At 71.7% G+C, this 26140-nt stretch carries 21 protein-coding genes; 17 read left to right on the top strand and 4 right to left on the bottom strand.

All coding sequences use genetic code 11. The annotated features are described in order from the left end of the window. Nucleotides 1–47 precede the first annotated feature (47 nt). Nucleotides 48–1412: a carbohydrate-binding protein gene (locus ACWDZ4_RS15050; RefSeq protein WP_451508828.1), complete on the top strand. Its 1365-nt coding sequence runs from the start codon at nt 48–50 to the stop codon at nt 1410–1412. Between the two features lie 100 nt (nt 1413–1512). On the opposite strand, the gene ACWDZ4_RS15055 is transcribed toward ACWDZ4_RS15050, so the two are convergent. Then, nucleotides 1513–3123: an N-acyl-D-amino-acid deacylase family protein gene (locus ACWDZ4_RS15055; RefSeq protein WP_451508829.1), complete on the bottom strand. Its 1611-nt coding sequence runs from the start codon at nt 3121–3123 to the stop codon at nt 1513–1515. 296 nt (nt 3124–3419) lie between these two features. Continuing rightward, nucleotides 3420–4700, bottom strand: a complete 1281-nt coding sequence (locus ACWDZ4_RS15060; protein ID WP_451508830.1) for an amino acid deaminase — start codon at nt 4698–4700, stop codon at nt 3420–3422. A gap of 181 nt (nt 4701–4881) precedes the next feature. Between ACWDZ4_RS15060 and ACWDZ4_RS15065 the strand changes: the two genes are divergently transcribed. The 6 genes from ACWDZ4_RS15065 to ACWDZ4_RS15090 all read left to right on the top strand — a co-directional run bounded on the left by ACWDZ4_RS15065 (nt 4882) and on the right by ACWDZ4_RS15090 (nt 10906). After that, complete coding sequence (locus tag ACWDZ4_RS15065) at nt 4882–5907, top strand: sugar kinase (RefSeq protein WP_451508948.1); 1026 nt, start codon at nt 4882–4884, stop codon at nt 5905–5907. Then, on the top strand, nt 5904–6668 hold the full coding sequence (locus ACWDZ4_RS15070) for an IclR family transcriptional regulator (protein ID WP_451508831.1): 765 nt from the start codon (nt 5904–5906) through the stop codon (nt 6666–6668). The genes ACWDZ4_RS15065 and ACWDZ4_RS15070 overlap by 4 nt, the downstream gene beginning before the upstream one ends. After that, nucleotides 6665–7075, top strand: a complete 411-nt coding sequence (locus tag ACWDZ4_RS15075) for a RidA family protein (RefSeq protein WP_451508832.1) — start codon at nt 6665–6667, stop codon at nt 7073–7075. Before ACWDZ4_RS15070 ends, ACWDZ4_RS15075 begins: the two co-directional genes overlap by 4 nt. A gap of 129 nt (nt 7076–7204) precedes the next feature. After that, on the top strand, nt 7205–8680 hold the full coding sequence (locus ACWDZ4_RS15080) for a GntP family permease (protein ID WP_451508949.1): 1476 nt from the start codon (nt 7205–7207) through the stop codon (nt 8678–8680). A gap of 123 nt (nt 8681–8803) precedes the next feature. Beyond that, complete coding sequence (locus ACWDZ4_RS15085; protein ID WP_451508833.1) at nt 8804–9241, top strand: hypothetical protein; 438 nt, start codon at nt 8804–8806, stop codon at nt 9239–9241. Nucleotides 9242–9472: 231 nt separating this feature from the next. Beyond that, nucleotides 9473–10906, top strand: coding sequence for an FG-GAP-like repeat-containing protein (locus ACWDZ4_RS15090; protein WP_451508834.1), 1434 nt, complete (start codon nt 9473–9475; stop codon nt 10904–10906). Between the two features lie 103 nt (nt 10907–11009). Here the strand turns inward: ACWDZ4_RS15090 and ACWDZ4_RS15095 are convergent, their stop codons facing one another. Next, nucleotides 11010–12374: a M14 family metallopeptidase gene (locus ACWDZ4_RS15095; protein WP_451508835.1), complete on the bottom strand. Its 1365-nt coding sequence runs from the start codon at nt 12372–12374 to the stop codon at nt 11010–11012. A 276-nt stretch (nt 12375–12650) separates the two neighbouring features. On the opposite strand from ACWDZ4_RS15095, the gene ACWDZ4_RS15100 reads away from it, so the two are divergent. Then, a complete protein-coding gene (locus ACWDZ4_RS15100) occupies nt 12651–13958 on the top strand; it encodes an Nramp family divalent metal transporter (protein WP_451508836.1) in 1308 nt (435 codons plus the stop codon). Between the two features lie 64 nt (nt 13959–14022). Here the strand turns inward: ACWDZ4_RS15100 and ACWDZ4_RS15105 are convergent, their stop codons facing one another. Then, nucleotides 14023–15720, bottom strand: coding sequence for a chitinase (locus tag ACWDZ4_RS15105; RefSeq protein ID WP_451508837.1), 1698 nt, complete (start codon nt 15718–15720; stop codon nt 14023–14025). Between the two features lie 621 nt (nt 15721–16341). On the opposite strand from ACWDZ4_RS15105, the gene ACWDZ4_RS15110 reads away from it, so the two are divergent. The 9 genes from ACWDZ4_RS15110 (at nt 16342) to ACWDZ4_RS15150 (ending at nt 26135) form a co-directional block, all read left to right on the top strand. Then, nucleotides 16342–17253, top strand: a complete 912-nt coding sequence (locus tag ACWDZ4_RS15110) for a hypothetical protein (RefSeq protein WP_451508838.1) — start codon at nt 16342–16344, stop codon at nt 17251–17253. 123 nt (nt 17254–17376) lie between these two features. Next, a complete protein-coding gene (gene cpaB, locus ACWDZ4_RS15115) occupies nt 17377–18084 on the top strand; it encodes a Flp pilus assembly protein CpaB (RefSeq protein ID WP_451508839.1) in 708 nt (235 codons plus the stop codon). A 10-nt stretch (nt 18085–18094) separates the two neighbouring features. Next, nucleotides 18095–19723, top strand: coding sequence for an AAA family ATPase (locus ACWDZ4_RS15120; RefSeq protein ID WP_451508840.1), 1629 nt, complete (start codon nt 18095–18097; stop codon nt 19721–19723). Further along, entirely contained in the window at nt 19720–20103 is a 384-nt protein-coding gene (locus tag ACWDZ4_RS15125) for a TadE family protein (protein ID WP_451508841.1), read from the top strand. The genes ACWDZ4_RS15120 and ACWDZ4_RS15125 overlap by 4 nt, the downstream gene beginning before the upstream one ends. A 72-nt stretch (nt 20104–20175) precedes the next feature. After that, complete coding sequence (locus ACWDZ4_RS15130; RefSeq protein ID WP_451508842.1) at nt 20176–21522, top strand: CpaF family protein; 1347 nt, start codon at nt 20176–20178, stop codon at nt 21520–21522. Nucleotides 21523–21528: 6 nt separating this feature from the next. Next, nucleotides 21529–22467 (top strand): type II secretion system F family protein, encoded by a 939-nt coding sequence (locus ACWDZ4_RS15135; protein WP_451508843.1) that lies wholly within the window; start codon nt 21529–21531, stop codon nt 22465–22467. A 108-nt stretch (nt 22468–22575) separates the two neighbouring features. Beyond that, nucleotides 22576–23466, top strand: a complete 891-nt coding sequence (locus ACWDZ4_RS15140) for a DUF5936 domain-containing protein (RefSeq protein ID WP_451508844.1) — start codon at nt 22576–22578, stop codon at nt 23464–23466. Nucleotides 23467–23646: 180 nt separating this feature from the next. Then, on the top strand, nt 23647–24996 hold the full coding sequence (locus ACWDZ4_RS15145) for a sensor histidine kinase (RefSeq protein WP_451508845.1): 1350 nt from the start codon (nt 23647–23649) through the stop codon (nt 24994–24996). Nucleotides 24997–25010: 14 nt separating this feature from the next. Next, nucleotides 25011–26135, top strand: coding sequence for a response regulator (locus tag ACWDZ4_RS15150; RefSeq protein WP_451508846.1), 1125 nt, complete (start codon nt 25011–25013; stop codon nt 26133–26135). Nucleotides 26136–26140: the final 5 nt, after the last annotated feature.

Below are 26140 nucleotides of genomic sequence, written 5' to 3' on the forward strand. Positions count from 1 at the left end.
GGGACACCCCGCGTGCCACACCCCCACCGAGACCGAGGAGATCCCTCATGCTCCACAGACACGCCAGAGCGGCGTGCGCCGCCATCGCCGCCGCCGGTGCGCTGGTCCTCGCCGGACCGCAGGGCGCGGCCACGGCGCAGCAGGTTCCCGAGTCCGCCGAGGCGGTGACCGGGTCCGCCGCCGACGTCCAGCCGGAACTGCTCGACGCCATGCGGCGCGACCTCGGGCTCAGCCGGGCACAGGCCACGGACCGGCTGGAGAACGAGGCCGAGGCGGGCGCCACCGCCGGCCGGCTCCAGCTCGCGCTGGCCGGTTCGTACGCCGGGGCGTGGGTGGCCGGGGCGGACTCCGCCACCCTCACCGTGGCCACCACCCGGGCCGCGGACGCCGCCGCGATCACCGCCCGGGGCGCGCGGGCCGAGGTCGTTCCCCACACGCTGGCCGAACTCGACCGCGCCAAGGCCGCGCTGGACCGCGCGGCGGTCCGCAACGCGTCGGCCGGCGTACCGGTCTGGTACGTCGACGTACGCGCCAACAGGGTGGTGGTACGGGCGGCCGGACCGGCGGCGGCCGAGAAGCTGATCGCCGCGAGCCGCGCCGACCGTGCGCTGGTCACGGTGGAGAGGACCACCGAGCAGCCGCGCCCGCTGTACGACATCCGGGGCGGCGAGGCGTACTACATGGGGAGCAGCGGCCGCTGTTCGGTCGGCTTCTCCGTCACCCGGGGCACCACGCAGGGCTTCGCCACGGCGGGTCACTGCGGCCGGGCCGGCACCACCACCAGCGGGTACAACCGGGTCGCCCAGGGCACCTTCCAGGCCTCCACCTTCCCCGGCCGCGACACCGCCTGGGTGGCGGCCAACTCCAGCTGGACCGCGACCCCTCACGTCAGCCGGGGCGGCCAGAACGTCCAGGTGACCGGCTCCGTGCAGTCCCCGGTGGGCGCCTCTGTCTGCCGTTCCGGGTCCACCACGGGCTGGCACTGCGGCACCATCCAGCAGCACAACACCAGCGTCACCTACCCCGAGGGCACCATCAGCGGAGTGACCCGGACGACGGTCTGCGCCGAGCCGGGCGACTCGGGCGGCTCCTACATATCCGGCAGCCAGGCCCAGGGCGTCACCTCCGGCGGGTCGGGGGACTGCCGCAGCGGCGGTACGACGTACCACCAGCCGATCAACCCGCTGCTCCAGGCGTACGGGCTGACCCTGAAGACGACCACCGGTGACCCGGGCGACCCGGGCGACCCCGGTGACCCGGGCGAGCCCGGCGGCACGTGGGCGGCGGGCAAGGTCTACGCGGCGGGCGACCAGGTCACCTACGGCGGCGCGGCCTACCGCTGTCTCCAGGGCCACCAGGCCCAGGCCGGCTGGGAGCCGCCGAACGTCCCGGCCCTCTGGCAGCGCGTCTGAGCGTTCCGACCGGCGCGGAGCGTCGCGTGTCACGGCTCCGAGGGGAGCCGTGACACGCGACGCTCCGTTCAGGCCGTGCTCCGTTCAGGCCGTGCTCCGTTCAGGCCGTGCGCCGGACCGACCGGCCCGCGAGGACGTCCGTCCGCCGCCCGTCCTCGATCACGAACCGGCCGTCGATCAGGACGTGCGGGATGCCGGTCGGCAGGGTGCGCGGAGCCTCGAAGGTGGAGCCCGCCGCGACCGTCGACGGATCGAAGAGGACCAGGTCGGCGCGGTAACCCTCGCGCACCAGCCCCCGGTCGGGCAGGCGCAGGCGGGCCGCCGGGCGGGAGGTGAGGTGCGCGACCGTCTCTTCGAGGGTGAGTACGCCCAGGTCGCGGGCGTAATGGCCCAGGTAGTGGGGGAAGGTGCCGTACGCGCGCGGGTGCGGCTTGTGGCCCTGGAGGATGCCGTCGCTGCCGCCCGTGTGCACACGGTGGCGCATGATCTGCCGGACGTTCTCCTCGTGACCGACGTGCTGGAGGATCGTCGAGCCGAGGCTGTCCTCGACCAGCAGGCGCCGGGCGGTGGCCCAGGGCGCCTCGCCGCGCCGCGCGGCGGACTCCGCGATCGTCCTGCCCACGCAGCTCGCCAGACCGGGGTCGCTGACGCCGGAGACCTCGATGGTGTCCCACTCGACGGGGACGCCGTGGCAGCCGTCCGCGCCGACGACCTCCATGTGGTGGCGGATCCTCTCGGCGCTCTCGTCGTCGCGGAGCCGCGCGAGGGTCGCCTCGGGGCCGCCCTCGCCCGCCCAGCTCGGCAGCATCGCGACGAGCGTGGTGCAGCCGGGGGTGTAGGGGTAGGTGTCGAGGGAGATGTCCGCGCCCTCGTCGAGCGCCTTGTCGAGGAGGGCCAGGAGGTCGGGCGCCCTGCCCTTGTTGACGCCGAAGTTCATGGTGGCGTGGGCGAGATGGAGCGCGCAGCCGGCGTTGCGGGTGAGGGTCACCATCTCCTCGTACGCGGCGAGGGCCCCGGCGCCGTACGAGCGGTGGTGGGGGCAGTAGTAGCCGCCGTACCGCGCCACCACGCGGCACAGCTCGGTGAGTTCGGCGTCGTCGGCGTACATGCCGGGCGTGTAGGTGAGACCGGACGACATGCCGACGGCGCCCTGCTCCAGGCCCTCGGCGACGAGTTGCTTCATGCGGGTGAGCTCGGCGGGTGTCGCCGGGCGGTCCTCCCAGCCCGTCGCGTACATGCGGACCGTGCCCTGCGGGACGAGGTACGCGGCGTTGACGGCGATGCCCTGGCGGTCGAGCCGGTCGAGGTACCCGCCGACGGTCCGCCAGTCGAAGTCGACGCTCGTGTCCCCGGGCGCACCGCCGTTCCAGCCGGTGATCGCCCTGCGGACCTCGGCGAGCGTGCGGTCGTCGACGGGCGCGTACGACAGTCCGTCCTGGCCGAGGACTTCGAGGGTCACGCCCTGGGCGGCCTTGGCGCTGTGGTCGGGATCGCGGAGCAGCGCGAGGTCGCTGTGCGCGTGCATGTCGATGAAGCCGGGGGAGAGGGCGAGGCCGTCCGCCTCCAGCGTGCGCCGGCCACGGGGGCGCGGGCCGCCGTCGCCCTCCCGCCGGATCCCGGTGATGCGGCCGTCGTCCAGGGCGACGTCGGCCCGGTAGGAGGCACCGCCGGTGCCGTCGATGACGCGTACGTCACGCATGACGAGGTCCATGGCTGTTCGCCTCTCTGAGTGCCTGCTGGGAGGAGGGCGGGGAGGGGCGGGAGCGCTGCCGGGCCGCCGCGCGGGGTTGTCCCCCTGCCCGCCCTTTCCCGAACCGGGGCAGGCCCGGGCCCCGGACGCCCTTCGGGCGTGTCCTCAAGCGCCGGACGGGCTTGATATGCCGCTTGCGGCAACGCTCAGCCTGTCCGGCGCTTGAGGACCGGGGTCCGGGGCGGAGCCCCGGTTACGGGAGGGGGCGGGCAGGGGAAAGGCCCCCGCGCGGCGGCCCGGCGCGCCCGCCCCCGGGGCTAGAAGAACGTGCGGATGTAGTCCGTGACCGTGCCGTCCGCCTCGACGACAGGGATCAGCTGCCACTTGTCGAAGACCGTGCACGGATGGGACAGGCCCAGGCCGAGCCAGTCACCGACTTCGAGGTCCGCCTCCGGGCCCGTACGCACCCAGCCGTGCTGGTCCGACAGCCCGGTGACCGTGATGCCGGTCGCCGGACGCACCTCGCCCGTACGGGCGTCCCGTACGGCCTGCGCCTCCGGCAGGTCCAGGTCGTACGCCGCGTCGCGCTTGCCCGCGTTGACGAAGGCCTGCCCGGGGGTGGGCCGGGAGACGACCTGCGCCCAGAGGCGGAACGCGGGCTGGAGCGCGCCCTCGTCCGGGACCCGGTTGAAGGGGGTGAGGTGGCGGTAGTGGCCGTCGTCGTGCGAGACGTACGCGCCGGAGCGGAGCAGCTTGAGCACGGGCAGCGAGAGTTCGGGGATCTCCGCGAACACCTCCGCCACCGCGTCGAACCACGCGCTGCCGCCCGCGCTGATCACGACCTCGGGGGAGCCGGCGAAGCGCCCCGCCTTGTCGAAGTCCGCGGCGACGGACACCAGTTCGCGCAGCCACGCGCGGACCGTGTCGCCGTCCGCCTGCGGGACCTCGCCCTCGTATCCGGCCACGCCGACCAGCCGCAGCGTGGCCGTGGCCGCCACCGCGTCCGCGACCGCCGCGCAGTCGGCGGCCGTCCGGGCGCCGGTACGGGCCCCCTCGCCCGCGCCGAGTTCGACGACCACGTCGAGCGGGCGCGAGGCGGACGCGGCCCGGAGCGCCTCGTCCATCAGCTCCACGCCGCGCACCGAGTCGACGTAACAGACGAAGCGGAAGCCGGGGTCGGCGTCCAGTTCGGCGGCCAGCCAGCGCAGCGCGGCCGCGTCGACGACCTCGTTCGCCAGGAAGATCCGCTGGATGCCGTACGCCCGGTAGACGCGCGCCTGGTGCGGCACGGCGGCGGTGATGCCCCACGCGCCGTGCTCCAGCTGGCGCTCGAAGAGCTGCGGCGCCATGGAGGTCTTGCCGTGCGGGGCGAAGGCGAGGCCGTGGCGTTCGGCGTACGTCTCCAGGAGCGCGAGGTTGTGCGCGAGCGACTCGGCGGAGAGCGCGAGCACGGGGGTGGTGAACCCGCCCGTGAAGAGGTTGCGGCGCTCGGCCGCGAGTTCGCCGACCGTCAGTCCCCCGGCGTCCGGCGGGAGCGCCTTGAAGCGGTGGTCCACGCGCTCGTCGGCGAGTCGGCCGACCGGGTTGCCTGCGGCCATGGGAGCCTCCTGGTATGTCGTGTTGCAGCATGTGCAACGACCATTGCGCATATCGCTGAACGCTGTCTAACATCCGAGCCGACGCAGGGTCAATGGTGAGTTCAGTGGTGTGCCCGTGGTGAGGAGCCCGATCGTGACCGCGTCCGCGGACGTATCAGCAGAGCGGGACGGAGGGGGCGCGATGATGGACGTGGTCTGCCTCGGCGAGTCCATGGTGACGTTCCTGCCGTCCCGTCCCGGCCGCCTCGCCGACGTGCCCTCCTTCGGACGCGGCATCGGCGGCGCCGAGTCGAACGTCGCCTGCGCCCTCGCGGCCGCCGGGCACCGCGCGCGGTGGGTGGGCAGGGTCGGCGCCGACGGCTTCGGCGACCACCTCGTCGACACCGTCGCCGCGTACGGCGTCGACACCTCCGCCGTCCAGCGCGACCCGCACCGCCCCACCGGCGTCTACTTCCGTACGGCGGCCGACCGTGACACCGACGGCTTCGAGGTCGTCTACTACCGGGCCGGGTCGGCGGCCTCCGCGATGTCCCCGCGGAACATGCCCCTCGACGAACTGGCCGCGGGCCGCGTGCTGCACCTGTCCGGGATCACGGCCGCGCTGTCCGCGGACTGCCTGGCCCTGACGCGCGAGCTGACCACCCGCCGCCCCGGCCGCCCCCTGGTCTCCTTCGACGTCAACCACCGCGCCCACCTGTGGCACGAGGCCGGGGGCCCCCGCGTCCTGCTCGACCTCGCGCGCGGCGCGGACCTGGTCTTCGTCGGCGAGGACGAGGCGGACGCGGCCTGGGGCGTCCAGGGCGCGGCCGCGATCCGCCGCACCCTGCCCGAGCCGGAGGCCCTGGTCGTCAAGCAGGGCGCGAGAGGCGCGACGGTCTTCACCCGTGCCCCCGGGGAAAGCCGGGGCACCGACACCGTCACCGCCGTCCCCGCCCTCCGCGTCGACGTCGTCGCCCCCGTCGGCGCCGGGGACGCCTTCGCCGCCGGGTTCCTCTCCGCGACCCTGCGCGGTCTGCCCGTACGCGACCGGATCCGGCACGGCCACCTCATGGCCGCCGCCGCCCTCACCGTCCCCGGCGACCTCGCCGCGCCGCCCTCCCGCGCCCACGCCGACCGCCTGGCCGCCCTGGACGACGACGCCTGGGGGAGACTTCGTCTCGGCCCCGGCTGGACGGGCGCCGCCGACCAGGAGGTACGTACGCCATGAGCCAGACCGTCGACCGCGCGCTGAGCATCCTGCCACTGCTCGCGCAGGGCCCCGCCGACCTCGGCCAGGTCGCCGAGCGCCTCGGGGTGCACAAGTCCACGGCGCTGCGCCTCCTGCGCACCCTCCACGAGCACGGCCTCGTCTACCGCCAGCAGGACCAGCGCTACCGCCTCGGCGCCCGCCTCTTCGCGCTCGCCCAGGAGGCCGTCGAGAACCTCGACCTGCGCGAGATCGCGCACCCCCACCTGGCCGCCCTCAACCACGAGTGCGGGCACACCGTCCACCTCGCGGTGCACGAGGAGGACGAGGTGCTCTACATCGACAAGGTCGAGAGCCGCTACCCGGTCCGCATGTACTCGCGCATCGGCAAGCCCGTCGCGATCACCGTCGCCGCCGTGGCGAAACTGCTGCTCGCCGACCTCCCCGAGTCCGAGCGCCGCACCGTCGCGGAGAAGCTCGACTACCCCGCCTACACGTCCCGTTCGACGCCGAACGCCGCCGCCTTCCTCAAGGAACTGGCGCTCGTACGCGAACAGGGCTGGGCCACCGACCTCGGCGGCCACGAGGAGTCCATCAACTGCGTCGGGGCTCCCATCCGCGGTACGGACGGCCGGGTCGTCGCCGCCATGTCGGTGTCGGCGCCGAACGTCGTCGTCACGGCCGAGGAACTCCTCTCCCTCCTCCCGCTGGTGCGCCGCACCGCCGACGCCATCAGCCGGGAGTACTCAGGAAACACACCCCCGAAGGAAGCAAGCGCATGAGCGAGAAGACCGCGATCACCCCCTCCACCCACACCGCCCCGCCCGCCACGTTCTCCCACGGCGTCCGCAAGGGCAACCTCCTCCAGGTCGCGGGCCAGGTCGGCTTCCTGCCGGCCGTCGAGGGCCGGGCCCCCACCCCCGCCGGTCCGACCCTGCGCGAGCAGACCCTCCAGACCTTCGCCAACGTCAAGGCGGTCCTGGAGGAGGGCGGCGCGAGCTGGGACGACGTGATGATGATGCGCGTCTACCTCACCGACACCGACCACTTCGCCGAGATGAACGCGCTCTACAACGCGTACTTCGAGGAGCAGGGCCTCAAGGAGGCCCCCGCCGCCCGTACGACCGTCTACGTCGGTCTCCCCAAGGGCCTCCTCATCGAGATCGACGCGCTCGCCGTCCTGAGCTGACGCCCGCCGTCCCGGTCCCCGCCCCGCACGCCGTACGTCGTCGCGGCACGCCGCCCACCGCCCGGGCGCCGTGCCGCGACACCCCCTGCCCCGAAAGCCCCATGGAATCACGAGGCCCTCCTCATGCCCCTGCTCGCTGCCGCCGCCCCCGTTCCCGCGGAGACCCCACCCCACACCGGCGGTCTCCTCACCCTCGTCGACGGCACGGCCGGTCTGCTGACCGTCGCGGCCCTCGGTATCGGCCTCCTCCTCTTCCTGATCATCAAGGCCAGGCTCCAGCCGTTCGTCGCGCTGCTCGCCGTCTCCATAGTCGTCGGCCTCGGCGCGGGCCTCTCCGTCACCGAACTCTTCGGCACGGTCCAGAGGTCCGCCGTCGTCTCCGTCATCGAATCCGGCATGGGCGGCATCCTCGGCCACGTCGCGATCATCATCGGCCTCGGCACGATGCTCGGCGCGATCCTCGAAGTCAGCGGCGGCGCCGAGGTGTTGTCCTCCCGCCTCCTGGGCCTCTTCGGCGAGCAGCGCGCCCCGCTCGCCATGGGCCTCACCGGCCTCATCTTCGGCATCCCGGTCTTCTTCGACGTCGGCATCTTCGTCCTCGCGCCGATCGTCTACGCCGCGGCCAAGCGCTCCGGCAAGTCGATCCTGCTGTACGCCATGCCGCTGCTCGCCGGCCTCTCCATGACCCACGCGTTCCTGCCCCCGCACCCGGGCCCGGTCGCCGCGGCCGGCCTCTTCCACGTCTCGCTCGGCTGGGTCATCCTCATGGGCGTCGTCTGCGGCATCCCCGCCGTCCTCGCCGCCTGGGCGTACGCCGGCTGGATCGGCAAGCGCGTCTTCGTCGAGGTCCCGCAGGACATGGTGGAGGCCGCCGAGGACGCCAGGGCCGCCGTCCTCGCCGAGCAGACCGCCGCGGGCCGCACCCCGCGGGAGCACCCCGTCCCGCTCGCCACGGTGCTGACCATCATCGGTACGCCGCTGTTCCTCATCCTCGCCGCGACGTTCTCCTCCATCGCGCTCGACGAGTCCACCCTCCGCTCGGCCGTCGAGTTCTTCGGCAACCCCTTCGTCGCGCTGACGATCGCCCTGCTGATGGCGTACTACCTCCTCGGCATCCGGCGCGGCTGGTCACGCAAGTCCCTCGAGCAGGTGTCGACCTCGTCCCTCAAGCCGGTCGGCAACATCCTGCTGGTCGTCGGCGCCGGCGGCGTCTTCGGCGCGGTCCTCAAGGCGAGCGGCGTGGCCCAGGCCCTCTCCGACACCTTCAACGACGTGGGCCTGCCGGTCGTCGTCCTCGCGTACCTGATCTCCCTCGTCCTGCGCGTCGCCCAGGGATCGGCCACGGTAGCGATCGTCACCACGGCCGGCATCGTGCTCCCCCTCGTCGAGCACGGCGACCACTCGCAGGCGTTCCTGGCCCTGGTCATCATGGCCATCTCGGCCGGTTCGATCTTCGCCTCGCACGTCAACGACGGCGGCTTCTGGATCGTCGCCAAGTACTTCGGCATCTCCGAGCGCGACACCCTCAAGTCGTGGACGGTACTGGAGTCGGTCCTGTCGGTCGCGGGTTTCGCGGTCGCCGCGATCCTGAGCCTGGTGGTCTAGCCGTGCGCACGGAGCGCACGGAGCGCACGGAGACGGAAGGCGCCCCGGGACCCGCCCGCCCCGGAGCGCCTTCCGTCGATCGGCGATACTGGCCCCGGAGACGAATGCGAGGGGCTGACTTCAGTGGAACGGAACCAGACCGGACACCCGGGCGGCGCGGCGCCGGGCCCGTACCCGCAGCCGCCGTACCAGCCGCAGCAGGGATTCGGCCCGCCGCCCCCGGTCTTCGCGCCCGCCCCCGGGTCCTTTCCCGCGCCCGCCCCCGCGCCCGCCGGGCCCGACTTCCTGGCGACGGATCCCCGTAACGCGGTCGTGGTCGATGCCCAGGGCGTCTCGCTCGAACGCGACGGCGCCACGGCCGACTTCCCCTGGCAGGACATCCGGACCGTCCACTACAAGCCGGGCACCTGGGGCCACGTCCTGATGGTGGCGGTGGTGCTCCCCGACGGCAGGTTCTTCGAGGGCGCGGTGACCGCCCGTGACCAGGGGAAGCTCCAGGAGTGGTTCACGGAGCTGGCCCCGGTACTCGCCCACTACCTCGCGGGCCGCACCGGTCAGTGAGGGTGTCTCCCCGACGCGTCGGCCGGACGCCCTCACCGACCCGCGCGGGCGCGTTCACCTGGACGCCGTCCGAGCACAACTCTCCGTACGACTCGGGTGTCACACCTTCGGAGGCGTGATCCACCTCGCCGGGAGACACCGCGCCCGGACGAGCCCCGGTCACGACCGCCACCGTGCTCCGCTGATCGTGGCTCACGGCTTCAGCTTTCTTCACGACATACGGAGAGACCTTTGCGCAACAGGAAGACCCTTTCGGCCGCGATCCTCTGCTCGGCCGGCGTCCTCGCCGTCTCGGCCCTGACCGCGGGCACCGCCTCCGCGGCGCCCGCGCACCTCAAGGGCGACTTCAACGGCGACGGGTACGCGGACCTGGCGGTCGGCGTGCCGAAGGCGACCGTCGGCGGCAAGGCCAAGGCCGGGTACGTGAACGTGGTGTGGGGCAGCGCGAACGGGCCCGCCAAGTCCACCGTCATCAGCCAGAACACCGCCGGCGTGCCCGGCGCCGCGGAGGCGGACGACCGGTTCGGTTCCCAGCTGGTGACCGATGACGTGAACGGCGACGGCTACGCGGACCTGGTCGTCTCCGCCCCCCAGGAGTCGCTCTCCGACATCTCCTCCCACCGGCACGGCGTCATCACCGTGCTGCCCGGCTCCGCCACCGGCTTCGGCACCGCGTTCACCGCGGCCCGCGGCTCCCACGAAAACGCCTACATCGGCGGGTCCCTCTCGACCGGCGACTACGACAACGACGGCGACCGGGACCTGGCGTACCAGTCGAGCAACGAGGAGTCGGCCGGGGTGCTGTGGCAGCCGGGCCCGACCGTCCCGAACCCGGCCGCCCCGGCGCGGAGCATCGTGAGCTACCAGTTCTCGGGCCCCACCGCCCTCGCGACCGGCGACTTCGACGGCAACGGCACCGACGACCTGGCGGTGACCTACTCCGGCCAGGAGATCCGCGGCACCGACGTCTACGCCTGGGAGCAGGGCGCGCCGGTCAGGGACTGGTCCACCCCCGACTACGCCGCCTCCCTCGCCGTCGCGGACTTCGGGAAGGACGGCGCCGACGACCTCGTCCTCGGCGGGGTGAGGGCCAACCCGGAGGCGGAGGAGACGTACTGCCCGCAGGCCGTCGGCGGCACGGTGCGCACGGTGGACGGGAAGCCCGGGACCGGTCTCGGTTCCGCCCACGTCTGCCTGAACCAGGACACCCCGGGCGTGCCCGGCACCGGTGAGTCCGGCGACGACTTCGGCGCCGCGGTCGCGGCGGGCGACGTCAACGGCGACGGTTACCCGGAGCTGGTGGTCGGCGTCGGCCAGGAGGCGCTCGGCAGCAAGGCCGCGGCCGGATCGGTCTCCGTACTGACCGGCTCCGCCCGCGGAGTGGACGGTGGCTCCGGCGGCCACGCCTTCCACCAGGACACGGCGGGCATACCCGGCGCGGCGGAGGCGGGCGACCGCTTCGGTGCCGCCGTGGCCCTCACGGACCTCAGCGGTGACGGCCGCGCCGACCTCGCCGCCGGCACGCCGGGCGAGAACTCCTCCACCGGCGGCGTCTGGTACGTACCGTCCCCGGCCACGGCGACGCCGGCCGGGGCCCGTGCGCTGACCCCGAACAGCCTGGGCCTGACGGGCGCGGTCGAGCACGGCCGGGTGTTCGTCCGGTAACCACCGGACGGACGGACCGGGCCCGGGTGCACGCGTGGGCCCGGAGCACGCATGCGGCTGGAGAGCGCCGGACGGGCGCCCTCCAGCCGCATGCGCCGGAGGCTCAGCTGCCGCCGCAGTACTGCTGTTCCTTGCCGATGGACCGGTACATGCAGTCGGAGTTCTCCAGCAACTGGAGCACCGCGTCGCGGTTGCGGCTCGTCTCGCGCTCGATCACCTCGTCGGGCGGGTAGAAGCCGCCGCCGCCCGAGGAGCCCGGGTACATCTCGAAGGTGTAGCCGAAGATCTTCTGGTCGCCCCACAGCCAGTCGTCGATCGACCCGTCCGTGATGTAGAGGTCGCTCGACTGCTCCGGGGTGTAGCCGTTGCTCGCGGCCATCTTCTGCCCGACGGCGGCGAAGGCGTTGCGGTCGTCCTGGGTCATGCCGGGCGCCGTGTCCGCGTTCGTGTAGCCGAACGGCCAGAGCACCAGCTCGCTGTACGTGTGGAAGTCGATGCCGGTCCTGATCTGCTGCTTCCCGCCGACGATCCGCGAACGGACGAAGTCGGCGACGACCTTCACCTCGGGGGCGGACTCGGCGGCCCGGCCCCGGTACGTGTCGGAGCTGAACGATCCCGAGGAGCCGCCGCAGCAGCCCCACTTGTAGTTCCAGTTGCGGTTCATGTCCGTGCCCACGTACGAAGAACCGGAGTTGGGCTGCCGGTTCTTGCGCCAGCTGCGGTACGCGCCGGAGGCGATGTCGTACTCGCCGCCGTCCGGGTTGAGGTCCGGCACGATCCAGATCTCGCGGTTGTTGACGGCGTTGGTGATCCGGGAGTCGGAGCCGTAGCCCGCGCCCAGCTCGCGCAGCAGGTAGAGCGCCATCTCGACGGTCAGGTGCTCACGGGCGTGCTGGTGGTGGGTGAAGAGGACCTCGGGCTCGTTCTCGTCGGTCGCCACGTTGTCGCTGATCTTGATGGCGATGAGATCGCGGCCCTGGTACGACTTGCCGATGACGCGCTTGCTCATGATGCCCGGGTACTGCTGGAGCCGCTGGTTGATCTCCGTGTTCATCTCGGCGTAGTTGTGGTAGCGCGAGTCGGCGGACGGGAAGTCGAACGGCTCGACGGCCTGCCCCGCGGTGCGCGCGGGCGGTCCGGGCAGCGCCTTCGGCGCGTATCCGAGCGCCTTGAGCCGCCCCAGCTGCGCGGAGTTGGCGCTGACGACGACCGAGTGGTCGTCGGCCTCGTCCACCGAGACTCCGGTGGCCGCGACGGCGGTACGGGCGGCGGCGGTGGCCGGGCCGTGGATCTCGTACTGCCTGATCACTTCTTCGGCGGCGGTGGCGGCGGCGGCGGGGGAAGCTGTCCCCTCCGCCGTGGTCGCGCTCGCGGTGAGTGGCGCCGCTACGGCGAGTGCCACGAGGGCCGCGAGGCCCGCGAGGGTGGCGGACTTGGCGGACCCTCTTCCGCGTATGCGGAGTCGCATGCTGTCTCCTGGGTGGGGAGTGTGGGGGTGTGCGACGCATGTCGTGCGGGAGTGCTGGGCCATATGGTGGGCGCATGACATGGACTGGTCAAGGGCGAGGACCGGCCATACGGACATACGGACCGGACATACGGACCGGCCATGGGGTCCGACCGACCGTTCGACCGCCGGGGCGGCGCGTCGGCCGCACGGACCCGCCCTACCCCTTGCGCGAACAACCCGCTCCCGCTTTGGTGACTTGGATCACCGTCGGGGACAAACGGGAGGACGCCGGAGATGACAGGCACGACAGAGAGCGGCACGGGAGAGGCCGTATCCAAGCCGCGCAAGTCCAGTTGGAAGTACATCGGCCCCGGCATCGTCGTGGCCGCGACCGGCGTCGGGGCCGGTGACCTCGTCGCGACGCTGATCGCGGGCAGCAAGTTCGGCTACACCCTGATGTGGGCCGCCGTCATCGGCTGCGTCGTCAAGATCGCGCTGGCCGAAGCCGCCGGCCGCTGGCACCTCGCCACCGGCCGTACGCTCTTCGAGGGCTGGCGCAGCCTCGGCCGGTGGACCACCGTCTACTTCGCGGTCTACGTCGTCGTCTGGGGCTTCGTCTACGGCGCGACCGCCATGTCGTCCTCCGCCCTCCCCGTCGTCGCGCTCTTCCCGGACGGGCCGAGCCTCAAGACGTGGGCGATCGTCATGGGCCTGATCGGCCTGGTCTTCGTCTGGTTCAACCAGTACGCCGTCTTCGAGAAGGTCATGACGGTCCTGGTCGGCGTGATGTTCGTGGTCGTCGTGTACGTCGCGGTCCGCGTCGGCCCCGACGTCGGCGCGTCCTTCGCCGGCCTGCTCCCCGTCCTCCCGGACGGCTCGCTCCTCTACACCCTCGGCCTGATCGGCGGCGTCGGCGGCACGATCACCATGGCGGCGTACGGCTACTGGGTGAACGCCAAGGGCTGGACCAACTCCGGCTGGATGAAGGTGATGCGCCTCGACAACCGCGTCGCGTACATCACCACCGGCATCTTCGTCGTCGCCATGCTGATCGTCGGCGCGGAGCTGCTGCACTCCTCCCAGCTCGCCCTCACCAAGGGCGACCGCGGCCTGATCGACCTCGGCGCGATCCTGGAGGACCGGTACGGCACGGTCACCGCCAAGCTCTTCCTCGTCGGCTTCTTCGCCACGTCCTTCTCCTCCCTCATCGGCGTCTGGCACGGCGTGAGCCTGATGTTCGCCGACTTCGTCGAGCGCCTCCGGCGCGACCGCGAGGGCGCCCCCGTGGACGAGGGCACGGTGGAGGAGGTGGCGGCCGGAGTGAAGGAGCGCTCGCTGCCCTTCCGGGCGTACCTGCTGTGGCTGACGTTCCCGCCGATGACGCTGCTCTGGCTGGACCAGCCGTTCGGCCTGGTCGTGGTGTACGGCGTGCTCGGCGCGTTCTTCATGCCCTTCCTCGCGCTCACCCTGGTGTGGCTGCTCAACTCCTCCCGTACGCCCGCCGAGTGGCGCAACGGCATGCTCAGCAACGTGATGCTGGTGGCGGCGGGCCTGCTGTTCGTCGTGCTGTGCGTACAGCAGGTGCGCGAACTCTTCGAGTGACGCACACGGGCAGCGCCGCCGGGGGAGCGGCGGCGCTGCCGGGCGGGGGCCGGCCGGGGGATCCCTACGGCAGGTTGTGGACGTGCGGCCCCACCGCGTTCGACCAGGCGTTGCCGGCCGTCGCGTCCCAGTTCGTGGACCAGGTCATGGCGCCGCGCAGCCCGGGATAGGTCTTGGCGGGCTTGAAGGAACCGCAGTTCGTCCCGCGCGTCAGGCAGTCCAGCGCGGCGTTCACGATGGACGGGGAGACGTACCCGCTGCCCGCGCCCCGCGTGGACGCCGGTACGCCCAGGCCCACCTGGCTCGGGGCGAGGCCGCCCTCCAGCTGGATGCAGGCGAGCGCGGTGAGGAAGTCGACGGACCCCTGCGAGTAGACCTTGCCGTCACAGCCCAGCATGGAACCGCTGTTGTAGTACTGCATGTTGACGACGGTCAGGATGTCCTTCACCGCGAGCGCCGTCTTGAAGTACTCGGTGCCGGTGGACTGCATGTCGATGGTCTGCGGCGCCATGGTGAGCACGAGCCCCGAGCCCGCCTTGGCGGACAGCTGGCGCAGCGCCTTCGTCAGGTACGTCGAGTTGATGCCGTGTTCGAGATCGATGTCGACGCCGTTGAAGCCGTACTCCTGCATGAGCGCGTAAGCACTGTTGGCGAAGGCGGTCGCGGAGGCGTCACTGTTGATGGTGACGTTGCCCTTCTCGCCGCCGACCGAGATGATCACGGACTTCCCGGCGGCCTTCTTGGCGGCGATGTCGGCCTTGAAGTCGGCGGCGCTCGCGTACCCGACGGCCGGGTCGAGGTTGAAGACGATCTGGCCGGGTGTCGTGGTCGAGTCGGCGAACGACACGGCGATGATGTCGTACTGCGCCTGCACGTCGCGCAGCTTCTGCACGGTCGCGCCGTTGTCGAAGTTCTGCCAGTAACCGGTCAGTGCGTGCTTGGGCACCGCCGGGCCGGGCCCGGGGTCGCCGCCGCCCGGGGCGGTCCGGCCCCTGACGGACGCGGACTTCGGGGACTCGCCGGCCGAGTTGACCGCGGTGACCTGGAAGTCGTACGCCGTGTCCGCGGCCAGCCCGGAGACGGTCGCGGAGGTCCCGCTCACGGACTGCACCTTTGTACCGCCGCGGTAGACGTTGTAGCCGGTGGCGCCGCTGACGCCGGACCAGGAGAGGGCGACGGACGACGGCGTCGTGGCGCCGACCGCGAGCCCGGCGGGGGCGGCCGGGATGCCCGGCTCGGGGTCGGTGCCACCGCCGCCGTCGGGACCGAAGACGGACACGTCGTCGACGTAGTAGGCGCTCTGCCCGTACCAGCCGTGCGTGTAGACCGTCACGGAGGTGGTGGACGGGCCCGCCTTGAAGCTGGTGGTGAGCTGCTTCCAGCCGGACGAGCCGGGCGTCCAGGTGGAGACGTCCGTCGTACCGGTGCCGCTCGCGCCGAGGTAGGCGTACCCGCCCTGCACCCAGGCGCTGAGTGTGTACGTCGCCCCGGGCTTCACGGCGACGGTCTGCGAGCAGCGGGCGTTGTCCTGCCCGCCGGGGGTGCCCTTGAGGGCGGCGGCGCCACCGTGCACGGGGGAAGAGACGGTGGCGCCGCTGCCTGCGGAACAGGCCCAGTTGCTGAGCCCGGACTCGAAGCCGGCGTTCTTGGCGACGTTCAGATCGGCGGCTTGGGCGACGGGAGCGGCCAGACCGGCGAGGGCGACGGTGGCTGCGGTGAGGGCGGCGGTGAGGGTGAGTCGGGGGAGTGCTGGGCGGTCCACTTGCTGCCTCCGGTGGGGGAGTGTGGGGAGGAGTCACTGGGACGGTGGCCACCGTTTGTTGTTGGTCGTTAAAATGGTTCAGACCAATTGAGTTGTCAATACCTCTGACGGAGAAGGGGACCGGGCGGGACGGGCACTCGCTCGGCGCGGCCCGCTTCCCGCCGGAGACCGGCAGGGCGTTGGTGGGTCCGGGGCGTTGGTCGCTTCGGGTGTGGGGGCCGCCTTGGGTGAGTGTGGCGGCGGAGGCCCGGCCCTCAAGGGCGCTCCTGCGTCGCGTCGCCTGCGGCGATTGCGCTGCGCCCCACCCCCTCACCCGACAGCCACCAGGCCCACCCGCGCGATATGCCGGTCGGCGTGCAGGGCGTTTTTCTTCGGGCCGCCCCGGCCCACCGACCCTGAAGCGCTCGGGACGACCCGAAATCCCCCGAAGCAACCAGCGGTTCCCCGCCCGCCGCCGCCCCGCCTCCACCACCGCCGCCCCGCCAGCGGCTCCGTACAAGAAAAACGAAAAGCGTTTTTCACCCGGTACGTCGTGGATAAAGTGCTGGTGCAGCAGGACGGAGCAGCATCGATCTGCGTACACCGGGAGCATCGGCGTACGGAGTGGACGGGGAAACCAACGTGCCGACCGCGATCGCAGTCACCAGCGCCGACCTGGTGCTGCCGCCCACCGACCCGCAGACCCCGACGGCCGCCCTGCTCCAGGCCCCGGACGCTCAGCCGCTCGAAGCCGCGCTCGTCGACATGAGCGTCATGCTGGAGCAGCACGGGTACGTCGTCGCCGTCTACCCCGCCTCCCTCCCCGTCGCCCACGAGCACCGTCTGCACACCGTCCGCTCGATGCTGGAGACCGACCGGCTGGCCCTGCTGAAACTCGATCTGCCGCCCCTGGCGACCGGCGTGCTCGTGCGCCAGCTGCGGCAGTTGTCGATCTGCGACTTCAGCGCGGGCGTCGTCGCGTCGGCGGCCCGGCTGCTGTCGCACTACATCCACGCGGGCGCGCTGCTCAACTCGGTCACGAAGCTGGACCGGGTGCCGGTCAGCCTCAAGTCGCACGCGAAGTCGTGGATGCCCGGTACGCATTTCGGCGTACTGGCCAACCCGAATCCCGAACTGATCAAGATCGGGAGCGGTGGGGCCGGCACGGGGGCAGGGACCGGGGTGGGGGCGGGGGCCGGCGCGGGTCTGACCGGGCCGGAGTTCTCCACCCAACTGCTGGTCGGAAAGGGGAACCTGGTCTCCGACTGGGTCACCGGGACACTCGCCCCCGCCTGGCAGGTCCAGGGCGTACAGGAGACCGCGCTGCCCGCCGACTCCCCGCGCTGGTGGGGCACGGCGAAGATGATCGAGTTCGCCGCTTTCCTGCCGGACATCTCGGTCCTCTACCAACTGGTGGCGTCCGTACGGCGCGAGCGCTGCCCCTGGTGCGGGATCGAACTCATCGGTGACCGCTGCGGGTTCTGTTCGGCCCCCCTCACCCCGCCCGAGAACCGGTCCCGCGCGGTCGGTGTCCTGAACCAGGGGTCGCCCTAGCGCCGCGCGGGCACGATGTCCCTCGGCAGCACAACCGTTCCACGGTTTCACCGCTCCACCCGCGCGCACCACCCCGCTCACTGCCCGTTGAACCGACGTTCCTGATCGAGGTAGCCCTTCTCCATGAACTCACGTCAGCGCCGCGGCGTCATTCTGCTGCTCCTCTCGGTTCTCTGCGCCTTCGGGGCGTTCGCCGGCGTGCTCTCGGTGATCAGCGATGTGAACTCCAAAGTGGGGCCGGAAGTGCCGGCGTACCGGCTCAAGAACGACGTGGCGCCCTACAAGCAGCTGGAACCCGGCCAGTTCGAGAAGATCTCGATGCCCGAGCGGTGGCTTTCCGCCAATGCCGTGACCGACATTTCCGAGGTGCACGGAAAGATCGCGGTGACCCAGCTCCAGCAGGGCTCGCTGCTCCAGAGCGACATGATCGTGAAGAAGCCCGAACTGGCTTCGGGAGAGCAGGAGATCGCGATCATGATCGACGCGGCGACGGGGGTGGCGGGCAAGATCAACCCCGGTGCCCGTGTGAACATCTACGCCACCTTCGAGGGCGAGGAAGAGGGACAGCCGAACAAGTCCCAGGTCATCGTCTCCGGCGCCCGCGTGCTCGACGTCGGCAGGATCACGGCGCTGGAGCCGAACCGGAACGACCGCAGCCGCAAGGCCACCGACGCGGTACCGATCACTTTCGCGCTCAACACGCTCGACGCCCAGCGCGTGGCGTACGCGGAGTCGTTCGCCGAGCACGTGCGGCTGGCGCTGGTGGCCGACGGCAGCGACACCACGATCTCGCCGCGCGACCGTGAGTACACCCTCGACGGGGACAAGTGAGGACCGGCGTATGACGACTCGTATCCTCCCGGCGGTCGGCGACCCCGAGGCCGCCCGCGCCATCACCACCCTCCTCAGCCAGCTCCCCGACGCGGAACCGGCCCCGCCCGTCGCCGACTCCACCTCCCTCCTCGACACCCTCGCGCGGCTCGCGGGCGAATCGCTCGACGAGCTGCCCGAGGTGGTCCTCGTGCACGAGCGCATCGGTCCGGTGCCCGCGCTGGAGCTGATCCGGGAGGTCGCCCTGCGCTTCCCGGCGGTCGGCGTCGTCCTCGTCGCCGCCGACACCGGCCCCGCGCTCTTCACGGCCGCGATGGACTCGGGCGCGCGGGGGCTGGTCGGGCTCCCGCTCGGTTACGAGGAACTGGCGGCCCGGGTGCAGGGCGCCGCCTCCTGGTCCACGGGCGTACGCCGCCACCTGGGCGCGGGACCGGACGTCTTCACGGGCCCCGGCGGCACGGTGGTGACGGTGACGGGCGCCAAGGGCGGCACCGGGGCCACGGTCGTCGCCGTACAGCTGGCACTGGCGGCGAAGGCTTCGGGGCGTACGGTCGCACTGGTCGACCTGGACCTCCAGTCGGGGGACGTGGCGTCGTACCTCGACGTGCAGTTCCGCCGCTCGATCGTCGACCTGGCCGGGATCGCCGACATCTCGCCGCGCGTCCTCCAGGACGCGGTCTTCTCCCACCCCACGGGCATCAGTCTGGTGCTCGCGCCGGCCGAGGGAGAGCGGGGCGAGGAGGTCACCGACCGGGTGGCGCGCCAGGTGGTGAGCGCCCTGCGCAACCGCTACGAGGTGGTGGTCGTCGACTGCGGCACACAGATGAACAGCGCGAACGCGGCCGCCGTCGAGATGGCCGACCAGGCGCTGCTCGTCGTCACCCCGGACGTGGTGGCGGTACGGGCGGCCAAGCGCATGGTGCGGATGTGGGACCGCCTCCAGATCCGCAAGGCGGAGGAGACGGTCACCGTCGTCAACCGCCACAACCGCAACACGGAGATCCAGCCGCCGCTGGTCGAGCGGATCACGGGCACGAAGGTCGCACGGGCCGCGATCCCCGCCAACTTCAAGGAACTCCAGGCGGCGACGGACGCCGGACGCATGCAGGACCTGGACAGCCGGAGCACGGTCAAGCAGGCGCTGTGGGCGCTGGCGGGCGAACTGGGACTGGTGAAACCGGCGGCGGGCGCGGGGGGCAAGGGCGGCGGGAAGCTGCTGCGCAGCGACCGGGGGGCGATCGGGTTCCGGGGGCGGGGCAGGGACCGGGACCGGGGCGCTGTCACGGTCGAGCTGGCCGGTATGGCCCCTCTGATCATCTTCGTGATGGTCGCGATGTGGCAGGCGGTCCTCTTCGGCTACACGTTCTCGCTGGCGGGCAACGCGGCGGACGAGGGCGCGCGGGCGGCCACGGCGGCGGCGACGAGCGGCGCCGGGACCGCCGCGGCGTGCGAGTCCGAGGCCAAGAAACACCTGCCGTCCTCGTGGCAGGGCGACGCCGGGATCTCCTGCGCCCAGGAAGGCAACCTCTGGAAGGCGCACGTCGCACTCACCACCCCGATCCTCTTCCCCGGGGCCGGTAACTTCCCGTGGGAAGTGGACGGCAACGCGGGAGCTGCCCTGGAGGGGGACGGTCCATGAGATCTTTATGCCGCCGCGTCACCGGCCGGGACCACGACCGGGGCGCCGCCATCCTGGAGTTCGCCGGCTTCCTGCCCATCCTGCTGATCGTCGCCATGGCCGGCATCCAGCTCGGCATCGTCGGTTACGCCGCCTCCCAGGCCGGTACCGCGGCGCGGGCGGCGGCCCGTACGGAGGCGCAGGAGGAGTTCCGGGGGCAGGGAGCGGCCACTGGCCTGGCGGCGATGAGCGACTGGCTGGCCGCGCGCACCGCCATCGAGTTCGGCGGCGACGTCACTGCCACAGTCACGGTTTCCATCCCTTCGGTCGTCCCCGGCATGGACGACTTCGGAGAGGTCGAGCGTTCGGTGACGATGCCGGCCGAAGAGGAGCGGCCGTAGCAGCCCGCCCCGCACGAAAGGCCCGCACGAAAGATCCGCACGAGCGATCCGCACCACCGAGGAGTCACCCACATGAGTCTGCGGGCACGCATCACCGCCCCCGACGAGCACGCGGGAGGGCGGGAGGACGGCCACCTGGTCGCCACCTACCGCACCAAGCTGCTGGAGGAGATCGACCTCGCGGAGATGTCCTCGCTCGCGGCGGGCGAACGGCGGGCCCGGCTGGAGCGCGTACTCGCCCACATCATCAGCCGCGAGGGCCCGGTGCTCTCCACCGCCGAGCGCTCCCAGCTCATCCGCCGCGTCGTCGACGAGGCGCTCGGGCTCGGCGTACTCGAACCGCTCCTCGAAGACGCGTCCATCACCGAGATCATGGTCAACGGTCCCGACTCGATCTTCGTCGAGCGGGCCGGCCGCGTCGAGCAGCTCCCCATGCGCTTCGCGTCCAGCGAGCAGCTGATGCAGACCATCGAGCGCATCGTCTCGACCGTCAACCGCCGCGTGGACGAGTCCAACCCGATGGTCGACGCCCGCCTGCCGTCCGGTGAGCGCGTCAACGTCATCATCCCGCCGCTGTCCCTGACCGGCCCGACGCTCACGATCCGCCGCTTCCCGCGCGCGTACCGGCTCCAGGAACTGATCGGCCTCGGCACGCTCGACGAGCAGATGCTGATGCTGCTGTCGGCCCTCGTGCGGGCCCGCTTCAACGTCATCGTGTCCGGCGGTACGGGCTCCGGCAAGACCACGCTCCTCAACGCGCTGTCCGGCCTCATCCCCGACCACGAGCGCATCATCACCGTCGAGGACGCGGCGGAGCTCCAGCTCCAGCAGGCGCACGTCATCCGCCTGGAGACCCGCCCGCCCAACGTCGAGGGCAAGGGCCAGATCACCATCCGCGACCTCGTACGCAACTCCCTGCGCATGCGCCCCGACCGCATCATCGTCGGTGAGGTGCGCGGCGGTGAGACGCTCGACATGCTCCAGGCGATGTCGACCGGCCACGACGGCTCGCTCGCCACCGTCCACGCCAACAGCGCCGAGGACGCGCTGATGCGGCTCCAGACGCTCGGCTCGATGTCGGAGGTCGAGATCCCGTTCGAGGCGCTCAGGGACCAGATCAACAGCGCCGTCGACGTCATCGTGCAGCTGGCGCGCATGGCCGACGGCTCCCGCAGGATCAGCGAGATCGCGATCCTCGTGTCGCACGGCCGCGAACGCTTCCAGATCGCCACCGTCTCGCGCTTCGTCGCCCGGCCGATGAGCGCGGACCGCACCGTCCACGGCCGGTTCGAACACCTCGGCCTGCCCCGCCGCGTCGCCGAACGTCTCCACCTCGCGAACGAGCCGGTCCCGCCCGCGTTCGGCGTGGCGGAGCTCAACGACCCGCTCAGCCCGCTCCACGTCCGAGAGGCCCAGTAGGTACGCATGAACAATTACGCACTGCTGGCGATCGGCAGCACGCTGCTCTGCGGTGTGCTGGGCATCGCCGGGCTCCACACCTACGTCTCGGGCAGGGCCCAGCGCGCCGCCCTCGTCGACCGCCTGGCCCTCACGGACGGCCGTCACGGCACGGGCCGGCAGCGGCGGTTCGCGGAGGTCGACCGGCGGCTCCGGAAGACCGCCCTCGGCAAGCGGATCCACCTGCGTCTCTCGACCACCGGACTCGACCTGACGGCGGGGGAGTTCTTCGTCTACGTGGTGGTCGGCGTGGCCGCCCTCTGGCTGATCGCCTCCTCGGTACTGGCGCCCTTCTTCGGCCCCGTGGCCGGTCTGGTCGCCCTCTGGGGAGCCAGCGCCTTCCTCAACTGGCAGCGGCAGAAGCGGATCGAGGCATTCATCAACCAGCTCCCCGACCTGTCCCGCATCCTGGCCAACGCGACGGCCGCGGGACTCGCCCTGCGTACCGCGCTGAGCATGGCGGCCGAGGAGCTGGAGGCACCGGCGGGCGAGGAACTGGCGGGCGTGGCGAACCAGCTGGCGGTCGGCCGGTCCATCGACGACGCCCTGGGCGAGCTGGCCGAACGCCTGCCGTCGCGCGAGCTCGTCGTCCTGGTCACGACCCTGGTCCTCTCCAACCGGGCCGGCGGCACGGTCGTCGGATCGCTCCGCAACCTCACCGAGACGCTGGAGGAGCGCAAGGAGACGCGACGCGAGGTCCGCACGATGCTGGCCGAGGTCAACGCCACCGCGTACACGATCCCGCTGCTCGGCCTCGGCGCGATGATCATGCTCAACTCCGTCACCCCGGGGTCCATGGCCCGGATGACCAGCAACCCGATCGGCCAGATCATCGTGATCGTGGCCATCGGCCTCTACGCCCTCGGCTTCCTCGTGATGCGCCGCCTGGGCAAGGTCGACGTCTGAACCCCTGACACCTGAACCCTTGACATCTGCACCCCTCTGTCTGACATCTGAACCTCTGACAACCGAATCGCCCGTACGAGCCGAAAGCTGAAACAGGAGGTGTCCGGCATGGTGGGACTGGGGCTCGCGCTGCTGGTCGGGCTGAGCGTCGCCGGCGTCTTCCAGGGCGTCAGGATGTACCGCGCCGAAGCCAAGATCCCGGGGGACCTGGCCGTCGCCCTGGAGATCGGCGCCTCGCGCGTCTCGGGGACCGAATCGGCCGTCGACCGCCTCGGCATGCGGTTCGCCCCGGGCGTGCTCCGCCTCATGGGACCGAAGGGGGTCGACAGGAAGCGCCGCAAGATCGACACGGCGGGCAACCCCGGCGGCCTCACCGTCGACCGGTACGCCGCGCGCCGCGCCGTGTACGGCCTGTTCGGAGGGTTGTCGGCCCTGGTCCTCCTGCTCCAGGACCTGCCGCTGTTCGCTGTGTTCTGCATCGCGTACGGCTGGTTCGCGGCGGACGTCACCATCTGGCAGGCCGTCCGGGAACGCAAGGACGTCATCGAGCGGACCCTGCCCGACTTCCTCGACGTCCTCGCCGTCGTCGTCAGCGCGGGCCTCGGCTTCCGACAGGCGCTCGACCGCGTCGCGGAGAAGTACGAAGGCCCGTGGGCCGACGAACTCCGCATCACCCTGCGCCAGATGGACATGGGTGTGAGCCGGCGCCAGGCCTTCGACGAACTGCGCAAACGCAACGAGTCCGAGCAGGTGTCCCAGTTCGTGACAGCGCTCCAGCAGGGCGAGGAGCTCGGCGCACCGATCGCCGACACCCTGATCCAGATCGCCAACGACATGCGGCGCACCGATGCCCAGAACTCCCGGCGCCGCGCCGCGAAGGCGATCCCCAAGACGACGGTCGTCACGCTCGCCTTCATGGTCCCGGCCACGCTGCTGCTCATCGTGACCAACATGTTCCTGGGGTCGGAGACCGACTTCGGCTCGGTCTTCGGCGGCTGACGGACCATGCCACTCCCCACGATCCGGCGCAGAGGTGGAACCGGAACCAGAACCGGAGCCGGAATCGGAACCGAAGCCGGAACCAGAACCGGAGCCGGGACCAGAACCAGAACCGGAGCCGGGATGCCCCAGGACGGCCCGACGGCCCCGCTCAATGGGCCGGCCGGTATGCCGGCCGGTATGCCACTCGACGTGCCGGTCGCGTCCGCCCTGGCCGACGACGTACCCGCACCGAGCATCCCGATCCAGATCAACGCCCTCCAGGCGCTGTGCCGCCAGGTCTTCGGCTTCCGCCTCGCCATGATCGCGCTCGGCGCGCCCTTCGCGCTGGCCAGGGCGGGCGGGCAGTTCGGCGGCTGGCTGGTCGGGGGAGCCGTGGTCTTCAGCTTCGTCGGCTCGTACGCCGTGCTCCGCGACTGGGAGGTGATCGGCCCCCTCCTCATCAAGTACCGCACGCTGATGGGCGTGGATCTGGTCTTCGGCTCCGTCCTGCTGCTGACGGCCTCGCCCGACTCGGCCCTCGGTTACGCCACCGTGTGTACGCCGCTTCTCGCCGGCCTGCTGTACGGATGGCGGGGCGCGGGGATCTTCACCGCCATCCAGATCCTTCTGCTGGCGGCGGCCTACACGGCCTGGGCCCAGCGGATGGCGAGCCCGGCCAGCACGCTCCTGATCAGCGGTTTCTGCGTGGCGGCCGGAGTCATCGGCGTAACGCTACGGAACCTGATGTTCCGCTTCGGGGCAGCCACCCAGGCCCTGTCCGAGGCCAACGCCCGGCTCGCGGTCACGGACGCGGTGGAGGACGAGCGGGCGCGCCTGGCCCGGGAGATGCACGACTCGGTCGCCAAGACCCTGCACGGTGTCGCCCTGGCGGCGGAGGGGCTGGAGCGGTCCGCCGACCGCATGGACCCGCTGACCGTCAAGCACCAGGCGGGCATGGTCGCGCGCTCGGCGCGGCGGGCGGCGGCGGAATCCCGCGAGATCCTCTCCGACCTGCGCAGACAGGCGGACTACGACACCGGGGGAGTGGTGATCGCCGACGAACTCGCCGCCCGCCTGGCCGACTTCGGGCACCGTACGCGCATCGAGACGGTGTTTTGCCCGGTGGGCGGCGCACCCGCGTCGGCCGTGACCGTTCCGCACACGGTCGCACGCGACCTTCTGACGATCACCACGGAGGCCATGGAGAACAGCCACCGCCACGCCCACGCGTCCCGGGTCACGCTGGAGTTCGGCCTGGTCGGCGGCGCGCTGCGGGTCAGCGTGCTGGACGACGGCCGGGGCCTGCCCGTGGGCATCAGCCTCGACGACCTCCGCAAGGCCGGCCACTTCGGCCTGGTGGGGATGGTCGAACGGGCGGCCGGTGTCGGCGCTCGGATCTGCATCGGGCGGGGCCGCAGCGCGGGAGGCACCGAAGTACGCCTGGAACTGCCGGCCGGGTCGCTCGCCTCTGGAGGAGACACCCTGGCCGCCCCGCCGCCACCGCGACCGGTCCGACCCGCCCCGGTCTCACCCCACCCGCTCTCCTGAGAGGAGGCCGCACCATGCCGGACGAAAGCCCGTACAGCGCCGGGCCCCACCAGTCCGTGCCGTCGCTGTCGCCGTCACCGCCGCCCTCGCACGTGTCCCAGCACACGTCCTCGCACACGGGGGAACCCCGCTCGGAACACACCCCCGCCCGTGTCCGCGTTCCGCCGCCGGCAGCGGCATTTCCTGCCCCTGCCCCTGCCCCAGCCCCTCTCCCCGGCCCTCTCCCCACCCCCTTCGGTCCGCCGTCCCTCCTGCGGGTCGTCGTCGCCGACGACAATCCGGTCGTACGGGCGGGCCTCACCGCCCTGCTCGGCGGCCGCGACGACATCGAGGTCGTCGCGGAGGCGGCCGACGGCCGCCAGGCCCTGGCGGCGGCCCGGCACCACCGGCCGGACGTGGTGCTGCTGGACGTCCGGATGCCGGGTGTCGACGGCATCTCCGCGTTGCCGTACCTGGCCCAGGTGGCGCCGGTGATGATGCTGACGTACAGCCGCGAGAGCGAGATCGTGCGCGAGGCGTTGCGGCTGGGCGCGGGCGGCTACCTGGTGCACGGCGAGTTCACCGCGGAACAGCTGGTGGGCGCGGTACGCGACATCAAGGACGGCCGCGCCCACTTCACGGCCTCGGCCCAGGACGCGCTGCTGGCCCACATGCGGGCCGGGGGCGCGGGGACGGGGACGGCGCTTCCGGAAGGGCTCGGCACGGCGTACGCCACGGGCATGCCGCACACGCGCACGAGCCGGATCCCTGGCCACGCCGGGACCCGCGATGCGACTGCACACGCTTCGTACGAGGCCAATGGGGGGCCAGATGTCTCAAATTCGGAGCGACTCCGAGAAACCCCTTCGCAGGTGCAATCGGTCATGGCACAGTACTCAACGATGGACCGGCAGCGGCTCCAGCAGGCGCGGAAGCCCGGCAACAGGCCCGACTTCGGACTGAGTTCGAGGGAGGTGGAGGTCATGGACCTGATCGCGTCAGGAATGAGCAACCAGCAGATCGCCGCCACCTGCTTCATCAGCGAGAAGACCGTCAAGAACCACATCAACCGCATCTTCGCGAAACTTCACAGCGCGAGCAGGAGCGAAGCGATCGCGCTGTGGCTGGGGTCGGCGAGAGGGACGACGAGCCATGGCTGAACGGA

It is taken from the genome of Streptomyces sp. NPDC003016, assembly GCF_053591455.1.

What these genes read in the sequence shown, in the direction of transcription:
- ACWDZ4_RS15050 (WP_451508828.1), top strand. Translation starts at nt 48, where the DNA reads ATGCTCCACAGACACGCCAGAGCGGCGTGCGCCGCCATCGCCGCCGCC.
- ACWDZ4_RS15055 (WP_451508829.1), bottom strand. Translation starts at nt 3,123, where the DNA reads ATGGACCTCGTCATGCGTGACGTACGCGTCATCGACGGCACCGGCGGT.
- ACWDZ4_RS15060 (WP_451508830.1), bottom strand. Translation starts at nt 4,700, where the DNA reads ATGGCCGCAGGCAACCCGGTCGGCCGACTCGCCGACGAGCGCGTGGAC.
- ACWDZ4_RS15065 (WP_451508948.1), top strand. Translation starts at nt 4,882, where the DNA reads ATGATGGACGTGGTCTGCCTCGGCGAGTCCATGGTGACGTTCCTGCCG.
- ACWDZ4_RS15070 (WP_451508831.1), top strand. Translation starts at nt 5,904, where the DNA reads ATGAGCCAGACCGTCGACCGCGCGCTGAGCATCCTGCCACTGCTCGCG.
- ACWDZ4_RS15075 (WP_451508832.1), top strand. Translation starts at nt 6,665, where the DNA reads ATGAGCGAGAAGACCGCGATCACCCCCTCCACCCACACCGCCCCGCCC.
- ACWDZ4_RS15095 (WP_451508835.1), bottom strand. Translation starts at nt 12,374, where the DNA reads ATGCGACTCCGCATACGCGGAAGAGGGTCCGCCAAGTCCGCCACCCTC.
- ACWDZ4_RS15100 (WP_451508836.1), top strand. Translation starts at nt 12,651, where the DNA reads ATGACAGGCACGACAGAGAGCGGCACGGGAGAGGCCGTATCCAAGCCG.
- cpaB (WP_451508839.1), top strand. Translation starts at nt 17,377, where the DNA reads ATGAACTCACGTCAGCGCCGCGGCGTCATTCTGCTGCTCCTCTCGGTT.
- ACWDZ4_RS15120 (WP_451508840.1), top strand. Translation starts at nt 18,095, where the DNA reads ATGACGACTCGTATCCTCCCGGCGGTCGGCGACCCCGAGGCCGCCCGC.
- ACWDZ4_RS15125 (WP_451508841.1), top strand. Translation starts at nt 19,720, where the DNA reads ATGAGATCTTTATGCCGCCGCGTCACCGGCCGGGACCACGACCGGGGC.
- ACWDZ4_RS15130 (WP_451508842.1), top strand. Translation starts at nt 20,176, where the DNA reads ATGAGTCTGCGGGCACGCATCACCGCCCCCGACGAGCACGCGGGAGGG.
- ACWDZ4_RS15135 (WP_451508843.1), top strand. Translation starts at nt 21,529, where the DNA reads ATGAACAATTACGCACTGCTGGCGATCGGCAGCACGCTGCTCTGCGGT.
- ACWDZ4_RS15140 (WP_451508844.1), top strand. Translation starts at nt 22,576, where the DNA reads ATGGTGGGACTGGGGCTCGCGCTGCTGGTCGGGCTGAGCGTCGCCGGC.
- ACWDZ4_RS15145 (WP_451508845.1), top strand. Translation starts at nt 23,647, where the DNA reads ATGCCACTCGACGTGCCGGTCGCGTCCGCCCTGGCCGACGACGTACCC.
- ACWDZ4_RS15150 (WP_451508846.1), top strand. Translation starts at nt 25,011, where the DNA reads ATGCCGGACGAAAGCCCGTACAGCGCCGGGCCCCACCAGTCCGTGCCG.